We start from the raw sequence: 25,625 nt of genomic DNA, 5'->3' as shown, positions 1-25,625 counted from the left end.
AATACCCGATAAAAAATAGACGCTGGCTCGTTTCAGTAATTAATATTTACGTTCTGAAAAGACTTCTTTAGCCTGTGATTGAACATAAATATTTTCTTTAACAGGTATATATTTAGGAAATTCTTTGCCATCTACTACACCTTTAACTATCTCTACTAATTGAGGACCAAGTAATGGATTACATTCAACTGTACAATTTAATTTACCCTGAATCATAGCTTCAAAGGCACCTCTTACACCATCGATGGAAACAATTTTAATATCTTCCCCTGGTTTTAAACCATATTCTTCAATTGCCTGGATTGCTCCAATTGCCATATCATCATTATGAGAAAATAAGGCATCAATATTTTCTCCTTCTGCTTTTAGGAAAGATTCCATAACTTCTTTTCCTTTTGATCTAGTAAAGTCACCACTCTGAGTTCTAATAATTTTTAAATTAGGAAAATGTTGAATAATTTGTTCAAAACCTGCTTTACGGTCAATTGCAGGTGCAGAACCAACTGTACCCTGTAGTTCAACTATATTAGCTTGACCATTCATAGCTTGAGCCAACCAGGCTCCTGCTTTACGTCCTTCTTCTACAAAGTCAGATCCAACTAAAGTAACATAAAGAGATTCGTCAGAGTCAACCTTACGATCAGTTAAAACAACTGGAATCCCAGCTGCCTTGGCTTCTTCTAAGACAGTTGTCCAGCCTGTCTGTACAACTGGAGAAAATGAAATAACATCTACGCCCTGAGCAATAAAAGATCTAATTGCTTTAATCTGGTTTTGCTGTTTTTGCTGAGCATCAGAAAATTTAAGTTCTATTCTAGGATCATTAGCTACAGCATTTTTAATCGATTCTGTATTAGCAGTTCTCCACTCACTTTCTGCTCCAACCTGTGAAAAGCCTAAAACAATCTTATCCTGAGCAGCAACAGTTGCAAAAAGACCAGAAAACATTAAAAATATTACCATTAAAACCATTATCCTGCTGAACTTCTTCACTTTAGTTCCCCCTTATTTTCTTACAGTTTAAGCTTGAAACAAATTTAAAATAGAGCCAGCATCTATTTTTTAATAGGTATTAATTTTTGTTATCTGCTAACTTGAATATAAATATTTGCCAAATTAAATAAATATAAATATCTTTAAAACTATTTTTATTCTGAAAAATACTTGTTTTTTAGAACAGCTTTTAATATAATCAAACTCAATAATAATAATTGCATAAGGAGTGGCAAAATGACTGAATTAGCTAAAATAAATTTCTTTATTCTTGATCTTGATGGGACAATTTATCTTGAAAATAAACTATTAAAAGGCAGCCTTGATTTTTTAAATAAGTTAAAAAAACAACAAAAAGATTTTGTTTTTTTAACTAATAATTCTTCTAAAAATAGAGCTGATTATCAACAAAAATTAGCTGAATTAGGAATTGATGTTTCTCCAGAAAAAATAATTAATTCTGGCGAAATAACAGCTGCTCATTTAACCACTAAAAATGCTAAGATTAATTCTAATAAAAACAAACAGGGCAAGCGAATATTTTTGTTAGGAACTGAATCTTTAAAGTTAGAAATGGAACGTTTTGGCCATACAATAGTTAATCAAGAAAAAAATTTACGTCAAAAAGCTGCTACAGTTGATTATGTTGTACTCGGCTTTGATAAAAGCTTAACCTATCAAAAACTCTGGTTAGCCCATGATTTAATTCTGGCCGGAGTTGATTATGTAGCTACTCATCCTGACTTAGTTTGCCCTCTAAAAGGTGGTAGAACTCAACCAGATTGTGGTGCTATGATCGAACTTCTAGCTGCTTCAACCGGTAAAAGGCCCCAGATTATTGGTAAGCCTGCCCAGACAACAGTTAATTACATAGTGGAACGTTTTCAGCTTAAAAAATCAGAACTGGCTATGGTTGGTGATCGGCTTTATACTGATATGAAAATGGCAAAAGAAGCGGGAATTACTGGGATACTGGTCCTAAGCGGAGAAACTTCAGCGGCGGATCTTAAACAGCTCAATCAGCAGAATTCAGCTGCCAATTATCATGATTACTTATTTAAAGATGTTGCTGAATTAAGCAATAGTATTTAAAAATTAAAGTCTGGCTATTTAGCCAGACTTTAATTAACCATTAACTAAATCTCTAATTGAGTTATGTTTTTATTAATTCCTGATTTAACCACTTTATAATAACCTGCCATTTCAATTTTAGCTTGCTTTAATAAGTTCAAAATTTCTGTTTGCTCGATCTGAAAGCGTATTGCCAGGCCACAATCAGCACTTATCTCTGGTAAGATTGGAACGAGGTTAAATTTGCAATTGGCTGCTAATAGCAAATCTTCTGCTGCTAAAGCCTGATGAGTAGAATTAAAAATTATCAAATTATATTTCTGCTTTTCTTCCATAAAAATACCTCTTTCAATTTAGATAGTCTTAAACAAAATATTAATTACAAATAAATAGTTGATTAATCAACTTATCATAGTTTATTTTAACTTTTTACAATTAAAGCACCCTTCGGGCTAGCAAAAACTTCACCAACTACAGTAGCCTGTTCAATTCCTGCTGCATAGAGTTCTATTAAAAGATCAGCTACTTTTGCTGATGATACAGAGATTAAAAGACCACCTGAAGTCTGGGGATCAAATAAAATATCACTTGTAGTCTCGGCAAGACCAGGTGCTAGAGTAAGTTGATCTGCTAAATAATTTTTATTTGTATATGCACCAGCAGGTACAAGACCCATTTCTGCATATTCTGTTATTTCCGAAAAAATTGGAATATCTTGACTAAATATTTCAATTCCAACTTTACTTCCTTTTGCAAGCTCCAGACTGTGACCTAGAAAACCAAATCCTGTTATATCGGTACAGGCATTAACTCCAATTTTCTGCATTACTTTAGCAGCTGTTTTATTTAAGTCTGCCATAGCTTTTACTACTTCGTTTTCTAACCCCCCCTCTGCTAAACCAGCTTTAATTGCAGTTGCCATAATTCCCATTCCTAATGGCTTGGTTAAAATAAGTTTATCACCTGGCTGACAACCTGAATTTGTTAATAGTTTGGCTGGTTCAACAAGACCAGTAACCGACAAACCATACTTCGGTTCGTCATCTTGAATAGTATGGCCGCCAGCAATAATTGCCCCGGCTTCTGCTACCTTAGCAGCTCCACCCTGCAGTATTTTAGCTAAAATATTTTCAGACAGACAGGAAGGAAACCCGACAATATTCATTGCCAGTATTGGTTCTGCGCCCATTGCATAAATATCACTCAGGGCATTAGCTGCTGCAATCTGACCAAATAAATAAGGGTCATCAACAATCGGTGTAAAGAAATCAACTGACTGTACTATTACCTGAGACTTATTAAGCTGATAGGCAATTGCATCATCAGATTTATCAAGCCCAACTAATAGTTTTTTATCAAATGTTTTAAAATCAACTTGACGCAAGACTTGCGCCAGGGAATCTGGTCCCATTTTAGCTGCTCAACCAGAAGTTTTACTGTAACTTGTTAACTTAATTTCTTCACTCATTTTCCTGCCTCCTTTCTAGTCTAAAAGCTAGCTCTGCTAGACTTTGCAAAATAAATTCCACTTCTTTTTTGGTATTAAAATAACTAAAACTAATTCTAACTAAGCCTCTTTCTTCAGTTCCTAAAGCCCTATGCAATAGTGGTGCACAATGAAGCCCGGAACGAACTCTAATCTCAAATTTATTTTCTAGCAAATGACCAAGTTCAGCTGCTGACATACCAGTTAACTCCAAACTCACTACAGGTGCTCGTAATTTATCTACTGCTGGACCATATACTTTAATTCCATTAATTTTCTGAAGTCCTTCGAGTAACTGCTTGACTAAGTCAAGCTCATGCTCACGAATTTTTTCCATGCCTATTTGATTAATAAACTCAAGCCCTGCTCCTAAACCAACTATTCCTAAATTGTTAAGTGTTCCACTTTCATATTTGTCAGGCATTGCTAGCGGCTGCTCAACCGATAGAGAATTAGTACCTGTGCCACCTTCTATTAAAGTATCAAGTTCAAGTTCTGGGTTTACATATAAAGCTCCAATTCCAGCTGGTCCATACAAAGATTTATGTCCAGCAAGAGCCAACAAATCAATACCCATTTCTTTAACATCAAGTTCAAAAACTCCAGCTGATTGGGCAGCATCAACTAAATAAATTAAACTATGCTGCCGGGCTAGCTGACCAATTTTCTTTAAATCAACAAGAGTTCCAATAACATTAGAAGCATGAGTCGTCACAATCAATCTTGTCCTTTCAGTAATTGCCTTCTCAATTGTTGTAGGAGAAATATATCCTTGCTGGTCAAAACTAATTACTGTTATTTTTATATCTCTATCTTTTTCAAGTTTTTTTAATGGTCTCAAGACAGAATTATGTTCTAGGCAGGTTGTAATAACATGATCGCCCTGTTTTAAAATACCTTTCAGAGCAATATTTAATGAATGGGTAGCTCCAGAAGTAAAAATAATCTGAGCATAATTTTTTGTACCAATTAAATCTGCTAATTGTTTTCTCACTTTAAAAATCTTTCTTTCTACCGGTGAAATACCAAGACTACTAGTACCAGAACGTCCTGGATTTAGAGCTGAATTACGGAAAAATTCATTAACCTGCTGATAAACATTTTCTGGTTTAGGCCAGGTAGTGGCAGAATTGTTAACATAAATCATTTTTACCCTCCTTAAGCCAGTTCTAAAATTAAATATTTTTAATTAATTAACTTAGCTGACTAAAAATAAATTTACCTTTTAATTTATAATGAAAATTAATATAGATATAAAAATAACAACTAAAAATTTAATATTTAGTTGTTATTAAATAAGAATATTATATTTTAAAATAGTTTAGTTAAATTGGCGGGAATATGTGGGAATCGAACCCACCACAGATAACTAAAGTTACCTGCCATCGGATTTGAAGTCCGTGATATCCACCATGGATACAGCTATTCCCGTAAAGACTATACTATCTTAACATAATTAAAATAAAAATACAATATATCTTAATTATTCTTATTTATTTAACTAATATTCTTTGATTTCCCTGTCTTTTAGTTATTTTCTGTTTATCGAAGTAATCTAATAAAGCAAGAGCATATTTACGACTGCTATTTAACAAATCTCTATATTCTGCCAGCTCTATCATTTGATTTTCCTGCAGATAATTTATTAAAATCAGCTTTGCTTTGGCTAGAGCATCTGGCCAAAAAAACAGATCTTCACTAACTTGAACCAGATCTTCTTGAGCTAAGAGTAGATTAAGCAATTTTTTAATTGTTTCATATTCAGACTCTTTAGCTTTTATAAATCCAGAAATTAAATTATCTAAAGTTGGTGGCTGTAAAAATTCAACCTGATAAGTCTTCAAAATTTCTTCTTTAAGATAAGTTTCTTGTTCATTTAACTCTATCTTAAAGTCTGAACGCGCGACTTCTGAACCTAAATCAATAAGCAAACCTTTTGCTATAAGATTTTTAACTAATATATTATATTCAGCAGTGCTTAGTCTAATAGTAAGCCTGGTACGCAGTTCTTCTTTTAGCATACCTCTCTCCAAATGATTTTTTGAATGGTATTCTGCTAAATTACTTAATACCTGTTCTTCTAACTTTTTATATTGTTTTTTATGCAACCAGGTTGATTCTTGACCTACTTTAAATTCAACTATCTGATTAGAATTTTTCAAATCAACTAAAATAGGCATTAATTGTTCGGAAGCCAGACTAGTTTCCTTAACTAAATAATTTAATTTGCTACTTCTCTCTTGATTAGCTTGTATACTTAGAGCAACTCTTTCTTTATTAGTTCCTGTTGCTTTAATCTTTAAATTAGCTAAAACTGCAGAATCAAATTTACGATGACGATGTGGTCTAGTAGTTAGAATTTCTCCCCCACCAATTGTAGTCATTGGAGAATAACGGCGAATAATATATCTTTCTTTAAAACTAGCTACTATTTCTTCTACAAGATTGAATTGAACAAAAGCAGTTTCACCTGGTTGTAATTCATCCTTATTAAGTAGATAGACTCTACCTAAAACTTCTCTTGCTCCCAAATGCAATCTAATTTGGTCACCATGCTTTAAAATAGAAGGAGCAGACTCAAGTAACTTTAAATGAGCATCTAGATAATTTGTTCGGTTAAGCGTATTATTAGTTGCTAAAACAGAACCTCGATTAACTTCATTTTGATCAATACCAGCCACATTAATTCCTACTCTCTGACCTGGCAAAGCAGTACTAACAGACTTTTCATGAATTTGCATACTCCTTACTCTAACCTTTTTGCCTTCAGGATAAACAGTTAAATTATCTTCTAACTCTATTTTACCACTAATTAAAGTACCAGTCACAATTGTTCCATGCCCACTTAAGGAAAAAACTCTATCAATTGGAAAATAAACATTCCCGATCTCGCTCTTAGCAGGAAGATCAGTAACCTTTTTCTTTATAGCAGCTTTAAGTTCTGGAATACCAGCTCCAGTAACTGCAGAAACTGGAACAATTGGAGATTCTGCTAAAAAAGTATTAGCAAATTGTTCTTTGATATCTGCAATAACTAATTCCAGCCATTCTGGATCAACTAAATCAATTTTAGTTACGGCAATAATACCAGCTTTAACATTTAATAACTCAAGAATAGCAAGATGTTCTTCAGTCTGAGGCATAATTTCTTCATCAGCTGCTACTACTAATAAAGCTAAATCAACACCACCGGCACCTGCTAACATATTTTTAATGAATTTTTCGTGCCCTGGAACATCAATTATTCCAATCTGAAGATTATCATCTAGTTTTAGACAGCTAAAGCCTAGTTCTATAGAAATACCACGTTTTTTTTCTTCCTGTAGCCGATCAGTATCATCACCTGTTAAAGCTTTAATTAAAGTTGTTTTACCATGATCAATATGACCTGCTGTTCCGATAATTAAATTTTTACTCACCGTTTTCACCTCCTGAAAGATTAATATTTTGCAGTGCATCTGCTAAAATCATAAAGTCACTATCTTTAATTGTTCTTAAATCAAAGATAATTGCCTGGTTAGCAATTCTAGTAAAAATCGGTGGATGGTTAAGTCTCAGCTGTTTTGCTATATCGACAATACTTACCTGAACTGAAGTTAACTCAATTACTGCTGTAGGTAATTTATCAAGCGGAAAAGCACCTCCACCTGTTTGGGAAAAACTACTATTGATTTGCAATGATAGTTTTGTTGAGATAACTTTTTTTAAAATTTGATAAAGTTTTTGAGCTCTACACTGAAGCTGGCTTTTACTAGCGGTTATCATTTTTAGAGTTGGTATTTCATCAAATACTTTTTCTGGATGCCTGTATTCCTTTAAAGTGGCTTCTAAAGCAATTAAAGTTAATTTATCAACTCTTAAAGCTCTATTTAAAGGATGCTTTTTCATTTCTTCTATGTATTTTTTTTTGCCAACAATTATTCCCGCCTGGGGCCCTCCCAACATTTTGTCTCCACTAAAACTTACTACATCAACTCCAGCTGAAATCCTATCCTGAACAGTGGGCTCATAACTCAATCCCCAATCACTGAGGTCAACTAAAATTCCACTACCAAGATCATCAACTACTGGTAACCCATACTGCTCTCCAAGACCTACTAATTCAGCAAATTCTACTTCTTCAGTAAAACCAACTACTTTATAATTACTAGTATGAACCTTTAGAAATAAGCCAGTATTTTCATTAATTGCAGCTTCATAATCTGAAAGATGGACTTTATTAGTACAGCCAACTTCCCTCAAAATAACGCCACTTTGCTTCATTACATCTGGAATCCTGAACGAACCACCTATTTCGACCATTTCGCCGCGCGAAATAATTGCCTCTTTACCAACCGCCAAACTACTTAAAATTAAAAACACAGCTGCAGCATTATTATTCACTACTAGAGCCGCCTCTGCTCCAGTCAATTCTCTCAATAATTTAGCAACATGCTGATAACGTGAACCTCGCTCACCTGTCAACTTATCTATCTCTAGATTAGAATAGCTACTGACTATTTCAGAAATTGATTTTTTAGCTGAAGTAGATAATAATGATCTTCCTAAATTGGTGTGAACAACAATGCCTGTAGCATTAACTACTGGCTGCAGTCCATTTTGTTGTTTAGATTCTAGATAAGCTGATATTTTTTCATTCAGCTTATCTAGACTAAGTAATTCAAACTCACTTAGCATACTTGAAGTTGTATTTAAGATTGTATTTCTTAATTCATCTATAGCGTGTCTGCTAGCATCAACAACCATTTGATGTCCATAAACATCAATTAAAGATTGTCCTTGTTTAGAATCTAACAAATCATTTATAGCTGGTAGTTTACTTAAAAGTTTTTTTCTTTGTTTCTCCACAGATAACTCCCTCTTTTCTTAGCTCAAGGTTTACTCTATCTTAGTATAACATATAAAAAAACAAGCTAGCAAACATTATAGTTACCCTACTGAAGTTCTTCCCAACCAATGATCGCTGCTCCAATGGCTCCAGCAAATTGAGAATTTGTATCTGTCTTTACTTTTTTTTGTAATACTTTGGTTAATTGATTTGTTATCTGTGAACTATTTGCCAGTCCTCCAGTAAACAAAACTTCATCAGTTATATTTATCTTATTAAGCAACGAAACTGTTCTAGCTGCTATTGAATCTATAATCCCCATAATAATATTTGCTTTATCAGCGCCTTGAGCCAATAAACTAACAACTTCTGATTCAGCAAAAACAGTACACATACTATTTATTTTTTCAGCAACAGCCTTTCTAGTTAATTCATCAATCTCAGTAATATCTTCTCCAAGAGAATTAATAGTTACTTCTAAAAACTTTCCAGTCCCAGCTGCACATTTATCATTCATAATAAAGTCAATCACTTTGCCATGCTTGTTAATATTAATTCCTTTACTGTCTTGACCCCCGATATCAATTATAGTTCTAACTTTATTATTAAGAACATAAGCTCCCTTCCCATGACAGGTTATTTCGGTAACTACTTTATCTGCAAAATCAACGGCAATTCTACCATAACCAGTTACAACTATTTTATTAACTTGATTTATTCCATTCTTTTTTAATAATTCTATCACAGCATCTTTTCCCGCTTGTCTAGGGCTCCAGCCAGTTGGCAGGATAACTCTATCTACAATATCTCCATCGAAAAGCACTGCTTTAGTAGCTACAGAACCAATATCAATTCCAAGGGAATACATATTGTTAACTCCTCCTAATATTAAATAAATTTCTATACCTTAATTAGCTATTTTAGCATCTGCTGGTTTTGAACTAAAATCAACCCCATACCAATTTTGGTATATTTGAGCCAATTCACCATCTTCCTTCATCTCCTGAATTGATTTTGTGACAATCGCTCTCAGTTTTTCAGATCTTTCATTATTTTTAACAAAAGGATATGCTTTTTCACCAACCGCTATATTTTCTTCTACCATTCTTGCATCAAGTAAATCATTTTTTATTTTATAAGCAGCTTCTGCTCCAGCTAAAATCATTGCATCAACCTTTCCCTGTCTAAAAGCTGACCATAGTAATTCAGAGCTATCATAGGCTATCATATTTATTTCAATCCCTTGTTCTTTAGCAATTTCTTCAAATAAATTACCTCCATTAGAACCAGCAGAAAAACCACAATTCATACCAGAAATATCTTTCAATTTTGTTATATCTGATCGGTCACTATGGACAACTACTTTCTCTGGAATATAGGCATATGGCTCCGAGAAATTATATTTCTCTTTTCTTTTTTCATTAATTGTAATTGTATTACCTACTGTATCTGCTTTACCAGAGTCAAGATAACCAAATAAAGTATTAAACTCACCTGTTATAAACTCTACTTTTAAACCAGTTTTTTTAGCAATAGCATTCCAAATATCAACTTCATGCCCTTTGTGCTCACCATTTTCAATATAACTATTTGGTATAGAAGATGAACCTGAAGCTACAACAATCTTGGTTATCTTATCTGAAGCAGAATTTATTTCTCCTTGAGCAGACTCTTTGTTACAACCAGTAGTTAAAATACTTACCCCCACAATTAATAGCATTATAAATAAAAATTTAGATTTTTTCATTTTATATTTCTCCTTTTTAGATAGTTTACAAATTTTTTATTATATCTTTAATTTTTTTTGTACCCGTGCTTCAATATGTTCAACTACACAAACTAATACTAAGTAAATTAATGTTACACATAAGTAGGCCTCAAAAAAGCGTAGACTTAAAGCTGCTTCAATTTTTGCTTTAGCCATAATATCAGCCAGACCAACTGTAAAACCTAAAGCAGAACCCTTAATAATACCAATAAAACGATTACCAATTGACGGTAATGCTGTCTCTAAAGCTTGCGGTAGTACGACACGTTTCATTGTTTGATATTTTGTCATTCCCATTGCATAACATGCTTCAAGTTGGCCAATATCTACTGATTCAAGAGCTGCCCTTAAATCTTCTGCCATGAAAGAAGCTGTATTTAAAGTAAGAGCTATCACAGTAGCTTGAAATGCTGTCATTGATTTTAGAGAAGTTATTATGCTTGGCAAGCCAAAATAAAGGATAAATAGCTGTGCCACAAGTGGAGTAGCGCGAAAAAAAGTTATGTATCCTTTCCAGAATAAATTCAATCCCCACACTTTATAATATCTGGTAATTGCTATCAAAATAGATAATATTAAAGTAAAAACTAAAGAAATAATAGATATTGCCAATGTAATACGCAAACCAGGTAGAACAATAGAAAACAAATTAAAAAACCATTGCAGATCAAAATTCATCAAGCCCCACCTCATATTCTATATCAGCTATCTGGCTCACAAATTTTCTTATTCGCCTATTTTTACAGTTCTGAAAAATTTGGTCTGGAGTTCCTATGCTACCAATATGGCCACTCTCTAAAAATATAATTTTATCAGCAACTTCTCGAGCGAATTTCATCTCATGAGTTGCAATTAGCATAGTTTTATTATCTTCTAAAGTTAATTGTTTAATTACACTTAGAACTTCTCCAACCAATTCTGGATCTAAAGAAGAAGTAGGCTCATCAAAAAGAATAACCTGAGCATTAACTGCCATCGCACGAGCAATACCAACTCTCTGCTGCTGGCCCCCTGATAATTCTTTTGGATATGAATCTCTTTTATCAATTAAGCCAACCTTTGCAAGCAAGTTACTGGCTGTTTTTTCCGCTTCTTTTTTCTGCTTCTTTTGCACAATAATTAATGGTTCCATGATATTTTCAAGAGCAGTTTTGTTTTTAAGTAAATTATAATTTTGAAAAACCATAGCAGTTTTTTTGCGAAGTTTTAAAATATCTTGTTTAGTATATTTTTCTGAATCAAAAACAAATCCATCAACTATAATCCTGCCTGCAGTTGGTTTAGTTAAAAAATTTATGCATCTTAAAAGAGTTGATTTACCTGCCCCAGAAGGACCAATTAAAGCAATGACTTCGCCTTTATTTATATTAAGTGAAATATTTTTTAAAACATTAAGTTCACCAAAAATAACTTTTAGATTTTCTATTTTTATCAAAAATATCCTCTCCAATTTATTCTCCAAATAGAAATGGACTAACCTTAAAATGATTTAAAACTATAATTAACTTAAATCAATACATCATTTCTAAAAAAGCTGATATTCTTGTTTTTAGTTGTTCAATGTCAGCTGAAGAATAATCTGTTTCTAGACTCATATATGGAATTTCTTTATCAATATTCACAAATTCTTTCATTCTAAGTGTTTCAACATTATAAGTATGGCATGCTTGAAGAACCATATCAATTACTCCATCTATTTGATATTCAGTAATAATTTTAATTAATAGCTCAAATCTATTATCATTAGGACTCATACAAGAGCATGGAATATTTAAATATTTTTGTGTCAGAGCTTCAATTGGATCACAATTTTCTAAAACTAAATCTTCTTTATCTTTTATTCCAGTACAATTTTCAAAGCAAACTACTACACCACCATTTTTTTCAACTAATTTAACAATTTTCTCAGTAGAGTTTCCCATTGGACATCCAGTAATTAAAATTCTGGGGGCAGAATCTGAAATTCTTTTATCTCCATTTTGGTATAATTGTTTTATTTTATCTATAGCTTTTCTAGTTCGATTATTGGCAACCTGCTTATCAAAGGTAAACTGAGATAAGTTTAATAATCTTAAAACTTCAGATCCAAATAACGGAGGTGGAGTTAGTTTTTGCAATTGATAAAGTTCTTTTAAAACTAATCTTTCAGAATTTTTGAGTTTAATTTCAGCAGCTAATTTTTGATTGTTTATCTGAACGTTAAATTCTTTTTCTAACCTCTTTTTTAACCTAATCATTTCTTGCTTCCAAAACTCAAAATAAATCTCATGAGAATTCATTTGGGGCAGCTGCATTACATGAACAGGTTTTAATTCATTTAAATACTCATACATCTTTTTTTTACCATCACAAGTTATTTCTCCTACTATCAAGTCAGAAAAATGAAAATAAGGACATTTATCAGTTATTGCATAGCCATAACTTGATTTAATAAGAGGACACAAATTGCGAGGTAAATATTTCTCAGCATCTGGAATTGTAGATCCATTTTTGCTGCATAAGCTAACTGGAATTGCATTAGCAGCTGAAATAAGCTCGGTTGGGGTAAATACACAATAAATACCAACAATATTTTTTTGTTCATTTTCTTTTAAATTTTTGATAGCTATGGGACCATAATCATTTAAATCTTCGATATGTAGTTGGGCAAAGTAATCATTTAAACTAGTTATACTTTTCACCTCCTTATATTACATTTTTCTTTGCTGTAAAATAACTATTAAATTATATATAAAATGAGTTTATAATTAATAATTTACTAATTAACTATATTTTAACTATATCTTCTGAATTTAAGGACGCAAGAATCTCATACATATTACTAATATTTCCTATTTTTAATTTTTCTGTTAATCCATAGTAGTCAAGACATGTTCCACAAGATAAAATTTCTACACCTTTATCTGCCAGTATTTCTAGACTTTCTAATGCAGCTTTATTAAGTGTTGGTATTTTAACTCCACTATTCATAAAAATTATTTTAACTGGTAAGGGATCAATTTCTAATAAAGTACTAATAAAGCCCTTCATCAATATTTCGCCCAATTCTGATTCACCTTCACCAAGTAAATTAGAAGTAATAAAATATGTTTTACCAATACTAGCTGCTCTAGATTCGCTTGCGTCTAAGTTATCTACCTGTTTAATAGTCAACTTATAATTACCTTTTTCCGCCAATGTAGTTACTTGACAGCCCATTTTTTTAGCCAATTTTGCAACATTATTAGCAGCAACTTCATTATCTACTAAAACTAATAGTTGTTCTTCCTCAGATAGAGCCTTTTTTGTCATTATAACTGGTTTGGGACAAGTAAGTCCTCTAGCATCTACTTCTTTCATTTTTAACATCTCCTTAGATTTTTATAATAACTAAAACAAAGTTAATTATTAACTCTAGTCTAGTATACAAGATAAAAAAGACTTAAAATTATCTTTTAAAAATTAATAAGTTATTCTTTTTTAATTACTAACTACTTTCTGTTTATTAGGTAGACCATTTTTTAAATACTGGTAGCTTTTATGAAAGAAATTAATATAAGCTAGTAAAACAAATAGAACTAATCCAATAGCTAAAATTTCAGTTATTCCAGCCAAATATTTAAACCAATTAAAGCCAAATTTATTCTGCCAAAATTTTGCTGACATCTTTAACCCTATTGCACTTATTACATAAGGGAAAGTAAAAGCAGAAAAGCTCGGATAAAAACCAATTTTAATCATCCTGGGCAGATAAATTGTAACCCCGAGCAACATAACTATAGTTAATAAGGTAAGTACAGCAGTCAGTGTAAAATTATTTTCTGAAAAAGAACTAAGATAACCAGCCAAGCAAAGAGCTGCTGGAGCAGTAAAAATTGTAATAGTTGGTAAAGCAGGACTTTTAATATTTTTAAAAAATAAAACTCGATAAATAACCACTGGTAAAAGTATTAAATAAGCAACAAAACCAAAATAAAATATAAATTGACCTAGTTTTAAATTATTAAATACTGGTGCAGTTACACTTGCTACTACCAAACCAACATAGACAATGAAAAAGCTGGGAAAAACTTGCTTAAGCTTAAAATTAAATATAAAACGGATAGTAAACCATAAAATCCAGCTTATATGTAGTATAATAGCAAAATACCAGATATAAATTGCTAATGATGGAATAATTTCCTTTAAATAAGTGGCTAGAATCATTAATCCCATAAAAAAGGTTGGAGTAACACTTGCAACAATTGGATTATCAAATTCACTTTTAAGAGTATCTTTACTCATAAAAAGCCTTATAATTAAAAGTATAGTAATCAAAAATGATAATAATCCAGCTAAATAACGGTAGTAAATTCCATGTCCTACTACTAAGTTCCCGAGTCCTGCTAAACCAAGCATTAAACCAGCAATTGGAATAGGCGTTTTTCTAATTAAGTTTTTCATACTTAAATTCCCCCTTTTTAGTAACTAATTTAATATATTTTAGTTAATTAAATTACTCAATAACACCATCCTCAATAAAGCGCTTCATTACCCAGGCAGCAACTTCACCTGAGATTTGAATGCAATGAGCTGCTCTTTCTGGACTGCCAAATTCATCAAAATCTTTAGTTAATACCCGACAACATGTAGATCCATAAGTATCTTTTATATAATCATGTAAAGCTGCATTGGCAGGAAAACATTTTTCCGGCATTACTGCTCCTGGCTTAGTTCTGCCATATTTCAAACCAAGTGCCATAACACCACCACTAACTGCTCCACATAAACACTTTGACTTACCTATTCCAATCGGAAATCCAGAAGCTAGTTTAACAATTTCTGGATCAACTTCTTCTCCTAATAACTCATTAATTGTTGTTAAAACAGATTCAGAACAATAAAAATCCCCTCTTCTGAAATAATCTTCTGCTCTTTTTCTAGCTTCTTTAACTAATTCCTCTTGTTTGTTATTCACCATAATTCCTCCAATTAATATTTTTTATTTATAAGTTTTTAATTTTTCTTTTAGTTAAACCAGGTTTTTCTTCATCAATTGCTATTAAAGGAAGCTTTATTTCTTTTTCTTTTAATACTTTTTTTATTTCTTCAATAAATATACCAGATTCAGCAATCATTTCTAAACTCGCGAGCTCAACTGGTTTAAGATCAGTCACTTCACCCTGCCAGCAAGCTGAACAAGTTTTATTAACTCCACAACTCGGACTCCCTTCAACCCCAATTAAAGCAATGATTTCATAACCAGCAGCCTGATAGTCAATTATTTGTTCTAAATAAGGGTTAAATATTTCTCGGCAATGTTTTCGATAGTATGGAGTTGCGAATTGTTCCTTAACATGCCCCCAGCGCCTGCTACCATATATTGTTAATTCAGGACAAGGTAATTGAATAATACCAAGATCTTTTTCTAATAATAAGCGAATAACTGACTTCATTTCTAAGTTAGTTTTGGCAAGTCCAGATACTTTAGAATTAATATTTAAAATACAATGAGCAATTAATACAATCTTTTTGCTTCTTTCCATTAGTTACCATCAATCTTATTCTGCTTTAAATCGCCAAAGCGGCGAATAATATCATCTGCTAAATATTTAATTAAAAAAGCTACTAATAAACAGCTAGCTACTTTATCAACTAAGTTACCTGTAATTCTAGAAAGAAAGGCAGCTTGAAAAATATTTTGTGTAGAATGCAATAACCAGGCAAAAACAAAGTCAATTCCTCCTCCGGTTACTCCACCAAATAACCAGACTACAATAGGAGTACCAATTAAAGGAGCTATAACTGCCAAAATCAAACCTGTTAAAAACGCTACTAAATAATTAAATCCATATTTCCTTGCAATTAAGCCTACTACAATTCCAATTACAATATTAACTAGAGCAAATGGAATATCTCCTGGATTTGTAATCATTCCTTGAATTAAATTTGTTAAGCCACCCGCCATGGCTCCATATACAGGTCCCAATACTGCTGCCACAAAAATAGTTCCTACTGTATCTAGAAACAGAAGTGGTATTTTAAGCATTGCTACAGTAGTTCCTAAAACAAGATTAACTACAATTCCAAGAGCAGCCATAGTCAATGCCAACGATTTATTATTCATATTTACCTCCATATTTATATCTTATATAATTATAATATACTACAGCATCTCCAAAAATGCTTGAATCCTAGTATTTAATTGTCCACTATCATTTTCACTAAAATCACTTTCAATTTGAGTAACAGGAATATCAGCCTTTTTTAAAGCATCTGCAACTTTATTGTATTCCATATTATATGTCTGACAAAATTGCAAATTATAGTAAATAACTCCATCAACATTATATTCATTAGCAAGTCGCAAAATATCATCAACTCTAGCTTCATTTGGAGTAAAGCAGGCACAATTGATATTCATTGCACGCTCTGATAAGTTAACTAATTGTTCAGCCAAATTTTGTCCATTTTCTGCTACTTTAGACTCAAAATATCTAGTTCCTGTACAAGTTTCTTCACAAACTACTACACCACCATTAGACTCAATAATAGAATGTAATTTCCAACTTGGTAATGGCATTGGTGTTCCAGCAATCAAAATACGAGGTGCTTCAGAATTGACAACGCCTTGTTTATTGGCTATTCTTGCTTCTAATTCTTCACAAAGTTTTTCTGTTTTTTCAATGAATCTAGCTGGATCATCAAAAAAAGCTAATTGTGTTATTAGAAGAGTGTCTCTACCACTAATTGGAGCCGGATTAGCTTTTCTGGTATTATAAAGCCTTTCTAATACAGATCTTTTTTTATTAACTAACTTAATTGCTTCAGCTAATTTTTCAGTAGTTATTTTACGGCCGCTACGCTCCTCTATTTCAAGTTTAAACCTTTCAATTTCTGACTGCCAAAGTTGATGGCCAGATGCAGATTTAGTGTTAGGTAATTCCATTACATAAGTAGAAATATGTTCATTTAAAAATTCCCAGGCTTTCTTTTTACCATCACAAGTTGTTTCACCAACTACAAAATCTGATACTTCAAAATAAGGACAAACTCTTTCTAATTTAAAACCAACTGATGATTTAATTAAAGGGCAGATATCATTTGGTAATTCTAATTCAGCTCTTGGAATAGGAAATTGAGCTCCAGCACATAGCCCAATACTTGCCCCACCAGCAGCTATGATTAATTCATCTGGTACAAAAGCACAAAAAGAAGAAATAACTGGATTCCCTTTATCTTTTTCTGCAACTAATTCTTTAACTCTTACTCCATGAATATCTCCAACTACAAAATCATAATAGTCCATACCTTCTGGTCGGTTATCTTGTTTAATAAATATTTCAGTAAATAATTCTGGAACTGGATTTAAAAATTGATCATGTTTTTCTAAGTCAAGGCCCAGTTTTTCCCACATTTCATAATGTTTTGCCATTGTTTTTCACTCCTGTAATAAGTAATTTTTATCTTAAGAATAAGTTTTGCTTATTTGATAAATAAAAAAACATTTTAAATCTAAGATTTCTATATAAAACTACTTTATTTAAGCAAAATTTCAAATGATATATTGGTAATATTACCAATATATCATTTGATTAATTAGTCAGTTTATAAATTTAAGTTTATTTATTAATAAAATCAACAAATAAACTATTATAAATTGAAAAATAATACTACCTAAACTATAAACTGCAAAAGGATTCCACCAATTGCCTGGATACCAGATAATAGATTGCCAAATCCACCAACCAAAAATAAATATAAATATAATGGGGATCAATTTTATAAACTTTGTCCACCAGGAACCAATATAAAGTTGACTATATTCTGTATTAATTTCATTATTTCTTATCTTTTCTGCACCATATTTAATAATAGTTAGACTAACAAATAAACCACTAACTAAAAGACCTACCCCCCAAACAAAATCCTGATTATTTAAAATTTCAATATTATAAGCTGAAGGGAGCCCTAATAAAAAGGCAACTATACCTGTAATAACTGCAGCTTTTTTTCTGCTAACACCATAATCCATTAAGTTTTTAACAGCCACTTCAAACATTGCTATTATTGAAGTTAAAGATGCCATGACCATTGCTAAAAAGAAAAGTATTGCTAACCATTTTCCGCCAACCATAGTCGGAAATAACTTAGGATAATAAATAAAAGCTAAACCAGTATTACTAGAATTAATAGCTTCCATTGCTGCTTGCTGAGAAGAAAGAGCAAATATGGTTGGTATTATACCTAAAGCTGCAATTATTGAAACTAAATTATTACTAATACCTGTTATAAAACAATTAACTGCAATATCAGAATTTTTTTTAGTATAAATTGCATAAGTTATAATAAATCCCCAACCAGCACCTGTTGACCAGGCAGATTGAGTAAATGCCTCTAACCATAGCTTAGGATTTAATAATTCTTGCAATTTAAAAGTAAATAAGTAATTTATTCCTTTGATTGAGTTTGGTAACAAAAGTGCTCTAACTGCACAAACTATCAAAATTATAAACAAAGTTGGTATTAAAAATTTAGTAACTTTTTCAATCCCATTTGTTATTCCTTTATAAACTACAAATACACATAACAATACTGCTAAAAAATGAAAAGAAATTGTCTGATTTGGAGAATTAATAAAAGTTGACCAGATAAAACTAGTATTAGTTGTTAAATTATTAGTTAAACTCAAAATAAAATATTTAATTGTCCAGCCCATAACAACAGAATAATATGACATAATTGCAATGCAAACCCATGTAATCCAGCTACCAAAAAATTTACTATACTTGCTAGCTCCCATTTGGGTAAATGCTTTAATTGTACCTAATCGTGTTTTCTTACCAATTACCATCTCAGCAATTAATAAAGGAATGGACCAAACAAAGAGTGCTACTAGCCAGGCAATAATAAAACTACCTCCTCCATTTTGAACTGCCACTCGAGGAAAACGCCATATATTACCTGTCCCAGCTGCCATACCAATTGCTGCTGCAATAAAGCCCCACCGGCTAGACCATTGTTCATTCTTAATCGCTAATCAAACCTCCTTAACTATATGTGAAATTTAAAACTATTATAATTATAATATTCATTTTCAAAAAAGGCAAAAGAGATAAATGGCACTCTGATAGAGTAATCTTATCTTCTCCTGCCAAAACAAATTATTTAGAGTAAATTACTCATATTTTTAAGCTAACTTAAATTATTTCTTCTGTTTTTAATGATAAGAAGCAACTACTTATTAGATGCAGCTCTAAACATTGTAATTGAAGTGTAGAAAATTACACAGATTACTAACCAAGTTAAAATGTTCAGTGGCAATGTTTTTACTATATAAGCTGCAATAAAAACCCCAATTGCCCCTCCAATAGAGACTGCCAGAGAAGCTTTACGATTATAAGCACCTTCTTTAATAAACTTAACTGAAGCAACAGGCATTAAAAACGCACAGGAACCCATCATAATAGGAAAAGCAACCCGGGCACTCATACCTAACATGTAAATTAAAGCCATACAGGGTGCATAAAGCCCAATTCCAACTGTCATTAAAGCTCCCAAAACAAAATTAGCACCAATTGCAATCATTAACTTTATCCCACTTAAACCTACTGCCTCACCGCCAACTGGCATCCATCCCAGTTGACCAGCAATCATTAAAAAAGCAGTAATAAACAAAGCAAACGACATTCCATATTGAACTTTTTTTTCAGGTAAATCTGAAACAACCCCTGCTCCAATCCAGGCTCCCACTGTTGCTGCAGCTAACATACTAAATAATGTAAGTGGAGCAACCTCAATTACAGAAATAAAAATAAATGCCTCAATAATTACAGGGATAGAACAGGAAACATTTAAAGTACCTGGTAAAACACGGTCACTAATTTGTTTAAAGCCTCTCAGCAAAGCAGTTGTGGGAGCAAAACTACCAATACCAAGTGTATCAAAAAAATTAGTAGTAAATCCAATTAATCCTGATTTAATCCAATCTGTTTTAGCTTCCATATTATTATGATTTTTAACTGTATCTCTAGCCAATTCAACACTAAACCAACTTCCCAACAAGGCTAACATACCCAATAAAATATTAATCAAATTATTCACTCCTCTTAAATACTATTTATTAGTGTTTTATTTAAAAAATAACTACTATAAACAAAATCCATATTGCAAAGGATCTTCAGGATCAATTACAAACTGATTAAAACCAGTTATATAGGCATTAGCAGTTATTTCAGGTACAACAGCCTCAAAGTTTCCTACTTTAGCTAAAGCTATTATCTTTCCTTTAAACATTGTTCCAGTTATACTTTCATAAACAAACTCTTCATTTTCTTTTAGCAGGCCCTTTTTATATAAAGTAGCTAGTTTAGCACTAGTTCCTGTTCCACAAGGAGAACGGTCAAGTTGACCCTGCCCAAAAATAACTGCATTTTTCTTATCAGCAGCTGGGTTAGATGGATCATCATAAATTTCTACTAAGTCAACCGTATTTATATATTTTTTTTCAGGGTGCTCAACTTTAATTGTTTCATTTACAATATCCCGGATTTGAATTCCAATCTTTTTTAATTGATCACTATTAGCATGATTAACTTGAATGCCAAGATCTTTGGCATTAACTATAGCAAAGAAACTACCTCCAAAAGAAATATCTAATTTTATTGGCCCAATTTCTGGCACCTCAATTTCTAGGTTTTCTTGATAAACAAAAGAATTAACGTTAACTATAGAAACAGATTTAGCTTTACCATTTTTAACTTCTACCCGAGCTTTAATTAAACCAGCTGGAGCCTCTAAAATAACCTCTGTATAAGGTTCTTTTACCTCTACCATTCCTGTCTCAACTGCAACTGTAGCTGCTCCAATACTACCGTGGCCGCACATATTTAGATAACCACCACCATCCATAAACACAATACCTAAGTCTGCTTCTTCAGTAGTCGGAGGAAGAATAATGGAACCAAACATATCATTGTGACCGCGTGGTTCAAACATTACTGTAGTTCGAATATTATCTAGATGTTCTGCTAGATATGCTTTTTTTTCAGCCATATTTTTACCTGGTACTTTTGGTACACCACCAGTTATAATTCTGGTCGGTTCTCCCATTGTATGAGAATCAACAGCTTGAATACTTTTAATAAAATTCATAATTTACCTCCCTATATAATTTAAAATACTTTAGTTAGATTTTTATTTTCTCATTTTTAATTTTAAAAATGCAAGTGCTTTTCTGGCATCGAGCTCAATGACATTATTTTCACCAACAACTTCAGTTTCTATACCTGCATCTGACTTATTAAAATCAACAATAGTATCCATGTATTGGTTTGTAACTACAAATTCAGCTTGAGTACCAATAAAATTTAAGCCCACTATTGGAATCTTTTTTTTGCCTACTTCACCAATTGTATTTACAAAATCAAGATCACTATTACCCCAGCCGTCACTAGAAATAATTGCTCCATCAACTCGCATAGCTTCTAGACAATTTGCTGTCCTTTTGCTTATGAATTCTTTACTCTTGTTATCTTGAGGTGTTCCAGCAATAATTACAGCTACTATTTCAACATCTTGGTCAGCATCTACAACATTTAATAAAGGATCTCTAAAATGATGTAAAGTTGTTTCTTTAGTTGAAGGGCCGATGCCCATTTTAATCCCCCCCCGAAATAAAGTTCTACGTCATCGCATGTAAAGCTCCATCTCTGTATTCATTTGGAGTTAATATAACTGGCATATTTCCGAGATCAATAATTGACTTGCCACCTTTAAAACCTGAGGGTTCGTCTGGAAATAATAAATTATCATACATTGTTCCTTGACCTGCGACCTGTTTGATAATTGCCACCCTTTTTTTAGAAGGAGTTCGTTTATCATGAAATATGTGTTTTTCATCACTTTTATTGGCAGAAAGATTTTTCAGTACATTACGAATTAGTTGTATATATTGATCACAAACTCGATGAATTGCAATGGGGCCAGAACGATTAATTGCTGATCCACTTGCTAAAGTAACGTTAAAAGAAATTATAAAATCTTTTTGAGATGGAGTACCAGCTCTACCAAAATAAATTTTATCTTTTAACAAACCAGCTGATGAACCAAAATCAGATATTTGCCTTCCAGATTTATCAATTCCAGTTAACATAAAATAAACGCCTGTTAAAGTATAAGTTATTCCTTCACCAATTTCTCCTAAAACTTTGGTGGAAATCGGTATAATATCCATAATTGTATTAATTTGAAGATTATGGTTATTAGGCTTAATTATTTTTAAATCAATATTACTTACTAACTTTTCTTCAGCAATTAAGTTACTAATATTTTTAGTTGAAATACTAAGAATATTTCTGTCAATTTTAAACTTATCTGCTAAAACAACATCTTTAATATGAAAAGAATTAATAATTAAACTGCTTATTTTTTCTGATTTTTTAATAATTTCCACCTCAATTAACTTAAGCAGTAAAACTCTGTTCTAAACTTTAAAACTTAATATTAAGCTAGAATATATTAGAATAAAATGAAAAGAACAGAGTTTATATCCACCTAAATTTAAAACTTAAACTTCTGCATTATATTCATAATTTAAACTAACTATTTTACCAGCACTTGGAATTTGGATAAGCTGTTCCAAAGTATCCTTAATAATCCCAGTCTGCATTTCTATATTATTAGGTTCACCAGCGTTTGCACCCATTGGAACAATTGGAGCAACTGCTCTTGGTGAACCACTCTGTCTTACAACAGGAGGTAAAGCGGCAATTATAATAGTCGGAATACCAGCACTTTCAATCGCTCTCTGCACAATCACGGCAGAGCGGTGACAGGTACCTCAGCCAGCTGTTAATAATACAGCATCAACTTGTTCTTCTTTCAAAATTTTTGCGACTTCTGGACCAGTATATTCATTAAATTTTTTCTGGTCACCTCCACCACCCATAAATCCTATATGAGTTGGTGCAACTTCTTTGATAAAGCCACTTTCCGCTAATTCTCTCAACCTATCAATTGGAAACATACAATTGATATCTTTATTAACATCAGCCTGATCATAACCACCGTGCGATACCATCAATTCATTAGTTGGAGTATCTCCAGGTATCTTGCGAAAAGTAAAATCACCTGCTAGATTAAATCTCTTATCTGTTTTCAAATGAACTCCTGCTGCAGTAGCTAATGCTACTCGCATTTCTTTTAATTCTTTTTCTACCTGGGCCCAGACAGGCTTTGGTGTAATTGGTACATATATTTCAGATTGTAATCCATTAACAACTGTCATTTTAGTCATCTTTATTCAGCCTCCCTTTATTTCCTTTTTAGCAAGATTGCTAATATATTTTTCATTAACTTCAGGACTTAAAACTTCAAGAAAACTCATCTTAAGACCAACTTCCTGACCCACTTTAAGAGGATAATCACAAATTATCATTCTCTTGGGAACCTTTAAATAACCTAGTCGTCCCTTGAAATCTACTGCAACAGCACCATCTTCAACTTCAACAATAATGCCTTCCATTTTGATAATGCTGTCACCATATTTCATTTTAGCGTCAATGTCTCTTTTATTCATCAGTATCATAAATTTCTTGACGTTTTTTACTTTTAGGTAAGATTTGCTCATTTGGTACAAGCTCAACTTCCCGAGTAGTTTCTTCTTCAATCAAGTCAATATTTTTATCTTTTACATGGTGATTAAAATGTCTTTCTGCCTCTTTAACATCTGCACCAAACATAGCAGCCTTTAGCATTGCCGCTGCTCTCACAGCATCTTCTGGGCAAAGAGTATTATTAGAAAGTATCTCATTTTCAATTCCTTGCTCTGACTTATTATTATCAATCATATATTTCATATATTTATTTCCAACTACTAAAGCACCCTGCTCAGCACAGAAAGACATTCCTACCACAGGTACTCCTCGCATACCAACTTGCTCATGGTGACTAGCAAAGTCAATATGATTATTCCCAAATCCTTCTGTAGTAATAAATGCACCATCAACATCCATTGTTTCAACTAACATACCAAGTCTTTTTGAAACATAAAATTTTTCCGAATTTGCCTGTGGAGATCCAACAAAAACTATCCCTGCTAGATCAAGCTCATCATCAGCCATAATTTCTTTTACTAAAGGTTCTCTCCAATAATGACGAGAAGTTTCTTTAGAGGCAGGTCCAATACAAGTCAAAGCATGGATGCCACCATCTAAGACCTCAAGTGGAGATAAAACAAGTGGTACATTACCCAAATCAACATTAGGTTCCCCACCTAATATACCAACTGGTTCTATGGGTAAAATTATATTATCATGCATTGCACCCTGTCCCATAATTTCTTTGATAATTACAACCTTTTTCTTGGCTGGTCTTCTATATTGAGTAAGTTCTTCTTCTTTAGTAACTAAACTATCATCAACTTCTTTTAAAGCGTTTCGGATTTCTTGAGTGATAAAGTCACTAGCTTTATGAGCTGCTAAAGGACCAGGTCTTTCCATATTAGTTTTTTCTTTAATTATTACTTCTGTTTTAATAAAAATTTCACCTTTATCCGGTGCGCCAGGGCGGTTCCACATAATATTTCTTTCTAGAATACCTTCTGAAGAACCAAATTCACCAATTTGAACTCCTGTTTCATCAGTTCCGGTAACTACAATTACTACCCCATCTAAAACACGAGTTACACCTTCTCCAAGGTTGCAATCTTCTTCTTTGGTAGCTATAGGTTGAACATCCATTATAGTTTCACTGTATTTATCATAATCAGCAGGAGTTATGATATCAAACTTGATTGAACAAACTAAATCATCTGCTCCTACTGCATCTTGACAAATGTTTTCCCTTAAATAGAGAGTAGTTCCTTCTATCTTAGTTTCATCCCCAATTTCTACTTCATCAATCTGGAAATGTTTTTTAGTTAAAGATCTAATTTTTTTATCCTCATTAATTTCCTTTGTTAATGATTCTTCTGCAGGACTTTCAACTTTTTCTGATTGCAAACTATGTTCTGCTCCATCGTTAGAGTTAACAATTGTATTTTCTCCTGCATTAACTCCTGATAGACCAATAGGAATTTCGAGATTTATATCTTTACCTTCACCAATATGAATTTTAACAATACCATTACTAAAATTACTAGTAGTTTGTTTTGACTTAATTTGATCTTCAACTAAATTATCAGCCGAACTACTCTGCTCAGATATCTTTTTCTGTTGATTCTTATTGTCTTGATCTTCTTCGCTTTCACTTTCAGCTGTTAACTCTTTAATACCTTCCAATAAGTCTGGTGTTAAAGGAGTCAATGAATCTACTGTTTTTAACAACTTAGCCCCTAAAACTTCTCCTATCTTTAAATTATCTGATGGAATTTCTAATAAACCTGAATCTTCTAAATCAGGCAAAATATTTGGATCTTCTAGATTACTTGGAGCTAAAATAGTTCCTTCCTCTGTTCGACAACATAAAACTGCTAAATCATTTATATGTTCCTGTGCTGTTTCGTTAGTAATCGACATTTA

The 25,625-nt window shown here is 32.3% G+C and carries 26 protein-coding genes and 1 tRNA gene; 1 reads left to right on the top strand and 26 read right to left on the bottom strand.

Annotated features, from left to right (window positions below; translation table 11 throughout):
- Positions 1–39: 39 nt before the first annotated feature.
- On the bottom strand, positions 40–972 hold the full coding sequence (locus tag BMZ74_RS02330; RefSeq protein ID WP_089859127.1) for an ABC transporter substrate-binding protein: 933 nt from the start codon (positions 970–972) through the stop codon (positions 40–42).
- Positions 973–1,230: 258 nt separating this feature from the next.
- Here BMZ74_RS02330 and BMZ74_RS02325 point away from each other — a divergent pair, with 258 nt between their 5' ends.
- A complete protein-coding gene (locus tag BMZ74_RS02325; protein ID WP_089859031.1) occupies positions 1,231–2,085 on the top strand; it encodes an HAD-IIA family hydrolase in 855 nt (284 codons plus the stop codon).
- Positions 2,086–2,129: 44 nt separating this feature from the next.
- Here the strand turns inward: BMZ74_RS02325 and BMZ74_RS02320 are convergent, their stop codons facing one another.
- The 25 genes from BMZ74_RS02320 to prdA all read right to left on the bottom strand — a co-directional run bounded on the left by BMZ74_RS02320 (position 2,130) and on the right by prdA (position 25,622).
- Positions 2,130–2,399: a putative Se/S carrier protein gene (locus BMZ74_RS02320; RefSeq protein ID WP_245750790.1), complete on the bottom strand. Its 270-nt coding sequence runs from the start codon at positions 2,397–2,399 to the stop codon at positions 2,130–2,132.
- Positions 2,400–2,485: 86 nt separating this feature from the next.
- On the bottom strand, positions 2,486–3,532 hold the full coding sequence (gene selD, locus BMZ74_RS02315) for a selenide, water dikinase SelD (RefSeq protein WP_089859025.1): 1,047 nt from the start codon (positions 3,530–3,532) through the stop codon (positions 2,486–2,488).
- Positions 3,525–4,697: an aminotransferase class V-fold PLP-dependent enzyme gene (locus BMZ74_RS02310; RefSeq protein ID WP_089859020.1), complete on the bottom strand. Its 1,173-nt coding sequence runs from the start codon at positions 4,695–4,697 to the stop codon at positions 3,525–3,527. The genes selD and BMZ74_RS02310 overlap by 8 nt, the downstream gene beginning before the upstream one ends.
- A 184-nt stretch (positions 4,698–4,881) precedes the next feature.
- Positions 4,882–4,980: transfer RNA gene (locus BMZ74_RS02305), tRNA-Sec, on the bottom strand.
- 63 nt (positions 4,981–5,043) lie between these two features.
- Complete coding sequence (selB, locus tag BMZ74_RS02300) at positions 5,044–6,969, bottom strand: selenocysteine-specific translation elongation factor (protein WP_089859017.1); 1,926 nt, start codon at positions 6,967–6,969, stop codon at positions 5,044–5,046.
- The gene (selA, locus tag BMZ74_RS02295; protein WP_089859014.1) at positions 6,962–8,398 is read right to left on the bottom strand and encodes an L-seryl-tRNA(Sec) selenium transferase; all 1,437 of its coding nucleotides are present in this window, start codon (positions 8,396–8,398) and stop codon (positions 6,962–6,964) included. Before selA ends, selB begins: the two co-directional genes overlap by 8 nt.
- A gap of 86 nt (positions 8,399–8,484) precedes the next feature.
- Positions 8,485–9,246: an acyl-CoA dehydratase activase gene (locus tag BMZ74_RS02290; RefSeq protein ID WP_089859011.1), complete on the bottom strand. Its 762-nt coding sequence runs from the start codon at positions 9,244–9,246 to the stop codon at positions 8,485–8,487.
- Positions 9,247–9,285: 39 nt separating this feature from the next.
- Entirely contained in the window at positions 9,286–10,125 is an 840-nt protein-coding gene (locus BMZ74_RS02285; protein WP_089859008.1) for a transporter substrate-binding domain-containing protein, read from the bottom strand.
- 39 nt (positions 10,126–10,164) lie between these two features.
- Positions 10,165–10,824: an amino acid ABC transporter permease gene (locus BMZ74_RS02280; RefSeq protein ID WP_089859004.1), complete on the bottom strand. Its 660-nt coding sequence runs from the start codon at positions 10,822–10,824 to the stop codon at positions 10,165–10,167.
- Positions 10,814–11,581 carry an amino acid ABC transporter ATP-binding protein gene (locus tag BMZ74_RS02275; protein ID WP_089859001.1) on the bottom strand — a complete coding sequence of 256 codons (768 nt, stop codon included), beginning with the start codon at positions 11,579–11,581 and terminating at the stop codon, positions 10,814–10,816. Before BMZ74_RS02275 ends, BMZ74_RS02280 begins: the two co-directional genes overlap by 11 nt.
- Before the next feature lie 76 nt (positions 11,582–11,657).
- Complete coding sequence (locus tag BMZ74_RS02270) at positions 11,658–12,818, bottom strand: double-cubane-cluster-containing anaerobic reductase (protein ID WP_089859124.1); 1,161 nt, start codon at positions 12,816–12,818, stop codon at positions 11,658–11,660.
- Positions 12,819–12,912: 94 nt separating this feature from the next.
- Positions 12,913–13,485, bottom strand: coding sequence for a sulfurtransferase-like selenium metabolism protein YedF (yedF, locus tag BMZ74_RS02265; protein WP_089858998.1), 573 nt, complete (start codon positions 13,483–13,485; stop codon positions 12,913–12,915).
- Between the two features lie 120 nt (positions 13,486–13,605).
- Complete coding sequence (locus tag BMZ74_RS02260; protein ID WP_089858994.1) at positions 13,606–14,568, bottom strand: TDT family transporter; 963 nt, start codon at positions 14,566–14,568, stop codon at positions 13,606–13,608.
- A gap of 52 nt (positions 14,569–14,620) precedes the next feature.
- Complete coding sequence (locus BMZ74_RS02255) at positions 14,621–15,085, bottom strand: C-GCAxxG-C-C family protein (protein ID WP_089858990.1); 465 nt, start codon at positions 15,083–15,085, stop codon at positions 14,621–14,623.
- A gap of 25 nt (positions 15,086–15,110) precedes the next feature.
- The gene (locus tag BMZ74_RS02250; protein ID WP_089858986.1) at positions 15,111–15,650 is read right to left on the bottom strand and encodes a CD3072 family TudS-related putative desulfidase; all 540 of its coding nucleotides are present in this window, start codon (positions 15,648–15,650) and stop codon (positions 15,111–15,113) included.
- Positions 15,650–16,231 carry a CD3073 family putative ECF transporter S component gene (locus tag BMZ74_RS02245; RefSeq protein WP_089858983.1) on the bottom strand — a complete coding sequence of 194 codons (582 nt, stop codon included), beginning with the start codon at positions 16,229–16,231 and terminating at the stop codon, positions 15,650–15,652. Before BMZ74_RS02245 ends, BMZ74_RS02250 begins: the two co-directional genes overlap by 1 nt.
- 39 nt (positions 16,232–16,270) lie before the next feature.
- A complete protein-coding gene (locus BMZ74_RS02240) occupies positions 16,271–17,539 on the bottom strand; it encodes a double-cubane-cluster-containing anaerobic reductase (protein ID WP_089858979.1) in 1,269 nt (422 codons plus the stop codon).
- A 168-nt stretch (positions 17,540–17,707) separates the two neighbouring features.
- Positions 17,708–19,138: a sodium-dependent transporter gene (locus BMZ74_RS02235; protein WP_281244067.1), complete on the bottom strand. Its 1,431-nt coding sequence runs from the start codon at positions 19,136–19,138 to the stop codon at positions 17,708–17,710.
- Between the two features lie 203 nt (positions 19,139–19,341).
- Positions 19,342–20,199 (bottom strand): sulfite exporter TauE/SafE family protein, encoded by an 858-nt coding sequence (locus tag BMZ74_RS02230; RefSeq protein ID WP_089858972.1) that lies wholly within the window; start codon positions 20,197–20,199, stop codon positions 19,342–19,344.
- A gap of 54 nt (positions 20,200–20,253) precedes the next feature.
- The gene (locus tag BMZ74_RS02225) at positions 20,254–21,258 is read right to left on the bottom strand and encodes a proline racemase (RefSeq protein ID WP_089858969.1); all 1,005 of its coding nucleotides are present in this window, start codon (positions 21,256–21,258) and stop codon (positions 20,254–20,256) included.
- A 42-nt stretch (positions 21,259–21,300) separates the two neighbouring features.
- Entirely contained in the window at positions 21,301–21,762 is a 462-nt protein-coding gene (locus BMZ74_RS02220; protein ID WP_089858966.1) for a glycine/sarcosine/betaine reductase component B subunit, read from the bottom strand.
- Between the two features lie 25 nt (positions 21,763–21,787).
- The gene (gene prdD / locus BMZ74_RS02215; protein ID WP_177181341.1) at positions 21,788–22,552 is read right to left on the bottom strand and encodes a proline reductase cluster protein PrdD; all 765 of its coding nucleotides are present in this window, start codon (positions 22,550–22,552) and stop codon (positions 21,788–21,790) included.
- A 120-nt stretch (positions 22,553–22,672) separates the two neighbouring features.
- Positions 22,673–23,392: a D-proline reductase (dithiol) protein PrdB gene (gene prdB / locus BMZ74_RS14740; protein WP_089859118.1), complete on the bottom strand. Its 720-nt coding sequence runs from the start codon at positions 23,390–23,392 to the stop codon at positions 22,673–22,675.
- Positions 23,393–23,407: 15 nt separating this feature from the next.
- Positions 23,408–23,656, bottom strand: a complete 249-nt coding sequence (locus BMZ74_RS02205; protein WP_089859115.1) for a CBO2463/CBO2479 domain-containing protein — start codon at positions 23,654–23,656, stop codon at positions 23,408–23,410.
- A gap of 19 nt (positions 23,657–23,675) precedes the next feature.
- Positions 23,676–25,622, bottom strand: a complete 1,947-nt coding sequence (prdA, locus tag BMZ74_RS02200; protein ID WP_089858963.1) for a D-proline reductase (dithiol) proprotein PrdA — start codon at positions 25,620–25,622, stop codon at positions 23,676–23,678.
- Between the last annotated feature and the right edge of the window lie 3 nt (positions 25,623–25,625).

The sequence above is a fragment of the Halanaerobium salsuginis genome, from assembly GCF_900114545.1.
Taxonomy (GTDB): domain Bacteria; phylum Bacillota; class Halanaerobiia; order Halanaerobiales; family Halanaerobiaceae; genus Halanaerobium; species Halanaerobium salsuginis.
The sequence above is the reverse complement of the archived record's forward strand: the minus strand, read 5'-3'. Positions and strand labels throughout refer to the sequence as shown.

Bases quoted from the DNA above. Each gene is read 5' to 3' on its own strand.
- BMZ74_RS02205 (WP_089859115.1), bottom strand. From the start codon at position 23,656: ATGAAATATGGTGACAGCATTATCAAAATGGAAGGCATTATTGTTGAA.
- BMZ74_RS02245 (WP_089858983.1), bottom strand. From the start codon at position 16,231: ATGAATAATAAATCGTTGGCATTGACTATGGCTGCTCTTGGAATTGTA.
- BMZ74_RS02225 (WP_089858969.1), bottom strand. From the start codon at position 21,258: ATGAATTTTATTAAAAGTATTCAAGCTGTTGATTCTCATACAATGGGA.
- BMZ74_RS02220 (WP_089858966.1), bottom strand. From the start codon at position 21,762: ATGGGCATCGGCCCTTCAACTAAAGAAACAACTTTACATCATTTTAGA.
- BMZ74_RS02310 (WP_089859020.1), bottom strand. From the start codon at position 4,697: ATGATTTATGTTAACAATTCTGCCACTACCTGGCCTAAACCAGAAAAT.
- yedF (WP_089858998.1), bottom strand. From the start codon at position 13,485: ATGAAAGAAGTAGATGCTAGAGGACTTACTTGTCCCAAACCAGTTATA.
- BMZ74_RS02280 (WP_089859004.1), bottom strand. From the start codon at position 10,824: ATGAATTTTGATCTGCAATGGTTTTTTAATTTGTTTTCTATTGTTCTA.
- BMZ74_RS02255 (WP_089858990.1), bottom strand. From the start codon at position 15,085: ATGGTGAATAACAAACAAGAGGAATTAGTTAAAGAAGCTAGAAAAAGA.
- BMZ74_RS02325 (WP_089859031.1), top strand. From the start codon at position 1,231: ATGACTGAATTAGCTAAAATAAATTTCTTTATTCTTGATCTTGATGGG.
- BMZ74_RS02240 (WP_089858979.1), bottom strand. From the start codon at position 17,539: ATGGCAAAACATTATGAAATGTGGGAAAAACTGGGCCTTGACTTAGAA.
- BMZ74_RS02285 (WP_089859008.1), bottom strand. From the start codon at position 10,125: ATGAAAAAATCTAAATTTTTATTTATAATGCTATTAATTGTGGGGGTA.
- prdA (WP_089858963.1), bottom strand. From the start codon at position 25,622: ATGTCGATTACTAACGAAACAGCACAGGAACATATAAATGATTTAGCA.
- BMZ74_RS02260 (WP_089858994.1), bottom strand. From the start codon at position 14,568: ATGAAAAACTTAATTAGAAAAACGCCTATTCCAATTGCTGGTTTAATG.
- BMZ74_RS02290 (WP_089859011.1), bottom strand. From the start codon at position 9,246: ATGTATTCCCTTGGAATTGATATTGGTTCTGTAGCTACTAAAGCAGTG.
- BMZ74_RS02330 (WP_089859127.1), bottom strand. From the start codon at position 972: ATGGTTTTAATGGTAATATTTTTAATGTTTTCTGGTCTTTTTGCAACT.
- BMZ74_RS02250 (WP_089858986.1), bottom strand. From the start codon at position 15,650: ATGGAAAGAAGCAAAAAGATTGTATTAATTGCTCATTGTATTTTAAAT.
- BMZ74_RS02320 (WP_245750790.1), bottom strand. From the start codon at position 2,399: ATGGAAGAAAAGCAGAAATATAATTTGATAATTTTTAATTCTACTCAT.